The organism is Paramesorhizobium salinisoli (assembly GCF_003335045.1).
GTDB classification, from domain to species: Bacteria; Pseudomonadota; Alphaproteobacteria; order Rhizobiales; family Rhizobiaceae; genus Paramesorhizobium; species Paramesorhizobium salinisoli.
On sequence record NZ_QOZG01000050.1, the window covers coordinates 1 to 4,707 of the forward strand.

Sequence of the window (4,707 nt, forward strand, 5' to 3'; positions counted from 1 at the left end):
ATAATTTTGCCGCGAGCCCGGCCCGATGCCTGGTGCGCGAACGCCTCCGTAAAGCTGTTCACCGGTGTCTTCCGATCCAGCAGAACCTTTATCCCGCGTTCGCCTATTACGTCCACGATCCGTCGCAGGCGTTCGCCATTGGAGCTATGGAAGACGAAGCCAGTTTCGACATTGTGAGCCCTGGCGAATGCCTCGTCGGGCGAAAGGGCGGTAGCGAGAAGATGCCCACCGGTACGCAGCACCTTGTAAGACTGTTGTTGAGTATCGCCACCAACCGTATCGAGCACGACATCAACATCGGAAATGTCTCGGGTGAAATCGCTGGCGTGGTAGTCGATGACCTTATCGGCGCCGAGTTGACGAGCAATGGCGGTCCCGTCGCCCGATGCGGTAGCGAATACGCGGGCGCCGGCATTCCGTGCGAACTGGATGGCAAAGCTTCCGACGCCGCCTGCGCCAGCGTGAATAAGGATCGATTGGCCGCTCCCTAGCGCGACGCTTTCAAAGAGCGCCTGCCAGGCGGTACCGGCAGCCGTTCCAATGCCTGCGGCATCCTCAAGCGGGATGGTCGAGGGCGCTTTTGCCAGATAGTTGGATGGAACCACCGCATACTCAGCAAAAGCGCCGCCAGCGGTAGGATCGGTGCGCGCGACGATCTTGTCGCCAACCGACCAGCCCTGGACATCCGCTCCGATTTCCTCAATTTCGCCGGCTAAATCAGTTCCGAGCGTGTACGGAAACTGGAGCGGGAAGAACTGCTCCATGTAGCCGAGCTGAAGCTTTACATCGAGCGGGTTGAGCGCTGCTGCTACGACGCGAACAAGAACTTCGCCGGCAGCTGCCGCAGGTCTCGGTATCTCTCCGAGCATTGGCGCGGCGTTGTAGCCACTGATCCGGACTGCTTTCATCACGTGTTCTCCTGCTTGTTGGCAGGCGGCCATGCACCAACCTGGAAAAGCCAGCCCAGCCAATCCTCAAGGTGCCAGGTGTGAGTCAGCCTGCCATCGACGATGTGATGAAATTCATGAATAGAGATTTTGAACGATTTACCTGTCGGAGCGATTCCGAACCATTCTCCAAGGTGCGTGCCCGAAATTGACGCTCGCACAGCGACGCGACCGCCTGCTCCGATCATCTCGTGGATTGTGACTGCCGTATCTGGAAACGCTGTCCTGAAGCCATTGATCAGTGGCTTCATGCCTGCGCGACCCGGCTGCTGATGTGGCGCAAGGGGAATGTCCTGCCAATCTATCGCCACGGCGTCATCCAGTAGCTCAGGCTGGCCGGCGAAGGCTTTATAGAAGGTATCAACCGCGGTACGTTCTTCAGGCGTAAGGCCGACCACCTGCGTCGCATTGGTCATTGTCATAGGGGGTTCCTTTTTCGTTGACCCCCAAACCTTAGACCGTGGCGGCACATACTTGAAATCGATAAGCGATATGTGTCAACATCCATGCGATGGATTTGCATGGCATCGATTTGAACCTGCTCGTTGCGTTTGACGCTCTCATGGCAGAGCGAAGTGTCACGCGTGCGGGCGCGCGCATCGGTAGGACGCAACCAGCGATGAGCGCCGCGCTTACACGCCTCCGGACGCTGCTACGAGACGAACTGTTCGTGCGTGGCCCGACGGGACTGCAGCCGACTCCGCGGGCACTCGATCTCGCCGACCCCATCACTCACGCTCTTGGCGAGATACAGCGGGCGCTGGAGTATACGCAGGAATTTGATCCTTCTACCTCTACCATCTCGATGAACATCGGCTTGTCTGATCACCCAACTTTCCTGTTTCTTCCTCGACTGGTCTCGGTGCTTCGACAGAAGGCGCCGGGTATTGCTTTAAGCATTCGCAGCTTCACCAAGCGCGATGATGCGATCACCATGCTGGATGGCGGCGAGGTCGACATCACCATTGGTGTTCCGCCAACTTCAACGGGACGAATTATCAGTACGTGTCTTTTTGAGGAACGCTTCGTCTGCATTCTACGCAGCGACCATCCAGCAGCACGTGCCAAGCTCGATCTCGAGCGCTTTCTTTGCCTTTCTCATCTCCTCGTTTCGCCAGAGAATGAGCGCTTCGGGGTGGTGGATGTTGCGCTGGCAAAGATGGGTCTGAAGCGACGCTTGGCCCTGACGCTCCCGCAAATGTATGCCGCGCCCGCTCTTGTCGCGTCATCCGACATGATCGCCACCGTCATGGCGGGTGTCGTGACGACATCGGGCCATGCAGATAAGCTGGCAATCCTGCAGCCGCCGCTTGAGCTTGAACCGGTACAGTTCCAGATGTCATGGCATAGACGCAATGACACGCACCCGGCTCAACGCTGGTTCAGGAGCTGCATAGCGGGCGCGTTTCCAGATGCCTGCTCTGGTGAATGACTCGCAGTCCATTCACTACATAATCATGCTAACGGGCATCATCGCAGCTCGGAAACGCAGGTTCCATTAGACATTGCGGGCTCGGCTGTGACTGGCGAGCCCGCGCGATGCGGCTGCGCTAAAGCGCCGCCTGTTGTCACGTTAGGCCTGGCGGGTGGGCCTGGTCGCGTGTGTCGGGATTGGCGGTGCGCTCATCTATGCCGTTCAGACAGCGATGGCGTCAGCTGCTGATAGGTTCTCTCTGTCCCCACAGCGCGGACAGAAAGGACCGAAACCTCACATCGGCGTTCTCGTTTCCTCGAGGTCACAGCAACCAGACCTGGAAGGAACTGCAGATGGCCGACACAAACATGGTCGATGAAATTCAAGGGAAAGTCGCAGTTATCACCGGCGCCGCCAGCGGCATCGGGCGCGCTACCGCTGAACTTTTCGCCGAGCGGGGCGCAAAAGTTGTAGCACTCGATCAACATGACACGGTGAACGAGCTCGCTTCCGGCAGCATCGTCCCTCTCGTTGCCGATGTTATAGCCGATGGTAGCGCGGAAAAAGCGGTTGCGACGGCAATCGACCGCTTCGGTAAGCTCGACATCCTCGTTAACAATGCCGGCTACATCAACTACCAGTCAGTCGTCGATACGACCCGGGAAGAGTGGGAGAAGGTGATGGCGATCAATTCGACCGGCTACTTCCTCTTCTCACGGGAAGCGGCCAAGGCGATGATCTCCAACAAGAGCGGCGCTATCGTCAATATCGCCTCCTACGCCTCCTACTTCGCATTCACCGACATTGCGCCTTATGCGGCTTCGAAGGGCGCTGTAGCCCAATTGACCCGGGCCTTGGCACTTGAGGTAGCTCCTCATGGCATTAGGGTCAACGCAATCGGTGCCGGAAACGTCGTGACAAACCTTCTCAACACCTTCCGCGACGATGGCCGGGAGTTCCTTGCCGAGCACGGAAGCCGCGCTCCGATCGGCCGCGCAGCAGAACCGCGAGAAATAGCCGAGGTGGCCGCCTTCCTCGCATCCGACCGAGCAAGCTTTGCGATCGGTTCGGTCTTTATGGTCGACGGAGGCTTTAGTGTCCAGATCGCTTGACGTTAGTTAGGCTGATCATGTGCAGCCGATCCAATTATCCGTGAATGGCGAAAGCTAAAGTCTGCCACTCGACTCGAGGCGACCCTTCTCGGCTTGCTGCGTGAATACCTGCATTTTACCGGGACCAGGAAGGGCTGCGACAACGGGCAGTGTGGAGCCTGCTCGGTGCTAGATCAGGAGCGCCGCATCAACAGCTGCCTTTCGCTGGCGCTCATGCGTGCAGGAGACGAGATGACTACTTTTGAGGGGATCGACGGCCCGTAGGGTCTCGCCTTGTAGGAGACTGTATTACTCATGATGGCGTTTTGACAAGCTCTACAGCCTAACCAAGAAAGGAACAGAAAATGCATATCAGCAAAACCACGCGAGTCACTCGGATCACCCTTGCCACCATCGCCCTGAGCGGCTTCGGCACTTCAGCATTCGCCCAGAATTCCGCAGTCTGCCCTCAAGATGGTCCGGGCTCACCCCTTGCGCTGCATGAGGAGTGAATCATGGAAGGATGGGAGCGGCGCGATGGAGATCCGGCCTTTGTGTTCGCCGACAAGATGGGCAAGTACTATGAGCTCGAGGATCCGGCGGGCATCTTCTGGGACAACTTCGCACCGGGCGATACGCAGCTCTTTACCGATGCCAGCGTCTACGGCGCCAACTGGGAAGATTTGCAAAATGGGGCTCGTTCTGTCCTTCACGGCATGACAGACGGTCACAATGCAGTTGTTGGAGACAAGGTCGCGTCCTCCGCCGTTGGCTTTGTGGGCCGACTTGAGCGCCTGGATGGCCAGGTTGTCGCCTTCGATGCACGGTCCCAGCTCGGCTGGGAGTGCGTGGCCGGCACCTGGAAGATCAAGCATGAAATTAATTATGCGTGGGAAGTCGAACCAGATGCGATCCAGGACACGCTAGGGAAGCGGATTTCCCGATGAGCGAGTGAACGTTTCGTCATAGGCTGCAGGTGCAGCAGGTAACGTATCCAGAACAAGAGCATGCCGGATCCGGTTTACAAAGCGAAGGGCGCTGCGAACAAGACGCCCTCGCACTGCCTCACCACGTGTCCGCACCGCCCCCGCCGCGCGTCGGCCTTACAATGGCTCTGGATGCGCGCGATCTGGGGCTCGTTGAGGATCGCTGTTCGAAGCTGATCTAATTACAATCATATGGAACGGTGAAGTGTACTGAACCGGTCAAGGCGGACAGTGACGCGGAGCGAGTATATATAAGCAGTCTCACCCGC

At 58.0% G+C, this 4,707-nt stretch carries 6 protein-coding genes; 4 read left to right on the forward strand and 2 right to left on the reverse strand.

Going from position 1 to position 4,707, the window contains the following annotated elements:
- Together DUT91_RS24480 and DUT91_RS24485 are read right to left on the reverse strand one after the other, a co-directional pair.
- Nucleotides 1–908, reverse strand: a 908-nt coding sequence (locus DUT91_RS24480) for an NADP-dependent oxidoreductase (protein WP_147272289.1), incomplete at its 3' end; no start/stop codon positions are given.
- Nucleotides 908–1,369 carry an ester cyclase gene (locus DUT91_RS24485; RefSeq protein WP_342634480.1) on the reverse strand — a complete coding sequence of 154 codons (462 nt, stop codon included), beginning with the start codon at nt 1,367–1,369 and terminating at the stop codon, nt 908–910. The genes DUT91_RS24480 and DUT91_RS24485, both read right to left, overlap by 1 nt.
- Nucleotides 1,370–1,458: 89 nt before the next feature.
- On the opposite strand from DUT91_RS24485, the gene DUT91_RS24490 reads away from it, so the two are divergent.
- The 4 genes from DUT91_RS24490 to DUT91_RS24500 all read left to right on the forward strand — a co-directional run bounded on the left by DUT91_RS24490 (nt 1,459) and on the right by DUT91_RS24500 (nt 4,399).
- Nucleotides 1,459–2,379, forward strand: coding sequence for a LysR family transcriptional regulator (locus DUT91_RS24490; RefSeq protein WP_114442995.1), 921 nt, complete (start codon nt 1,459–1,461; stop codon nt 2,377–2,379).
- 335 nt (nt 2,380–2,714) lie between these two features.
- Nucleotides 2,715–3,473 carry an SDR family NAD(P)-dependent oxidoreductase gene (locus DUT91_RS24495; RefSeq protein ID WP_114442996.1) on the forward strand — a complete coding sequence of 253 codons (759 nt, stop codon included), beginning with the start codon at nt 2,715–2,717 and terminating at the stop codon, nt 3,471–3,473.
- 93 nt (nt 3,474–3,566) lie between these two features.
- Nucleotides 3,567–3,737 (forward strand): CoxS/CutS family dehydrogenase iron-sulfur subunit, encoded by a 171-nt coding sequence (locus tag DUT91_RS27050; protein ID WP_425373841.1) that lies wholly within the window; start codon nt 3,567–3,569, stop codon nt 3,735–3,737.
- A gap of 230 nt (nt 3,738–3,967) precedes the next feature.
- Nucleotides 3,968–4,399, forward strand: a complete 432-nt coding sequence (locus DUT91_RS24500; RefSeq protein ID WP_245420002.1) for a hypothetical protein — start codon at nt 3,968–3,970, stop codon at nt 4,397–4,399.
- Nucleotides 4,400–4,707 lie beyond the last annotated feature (308 nt).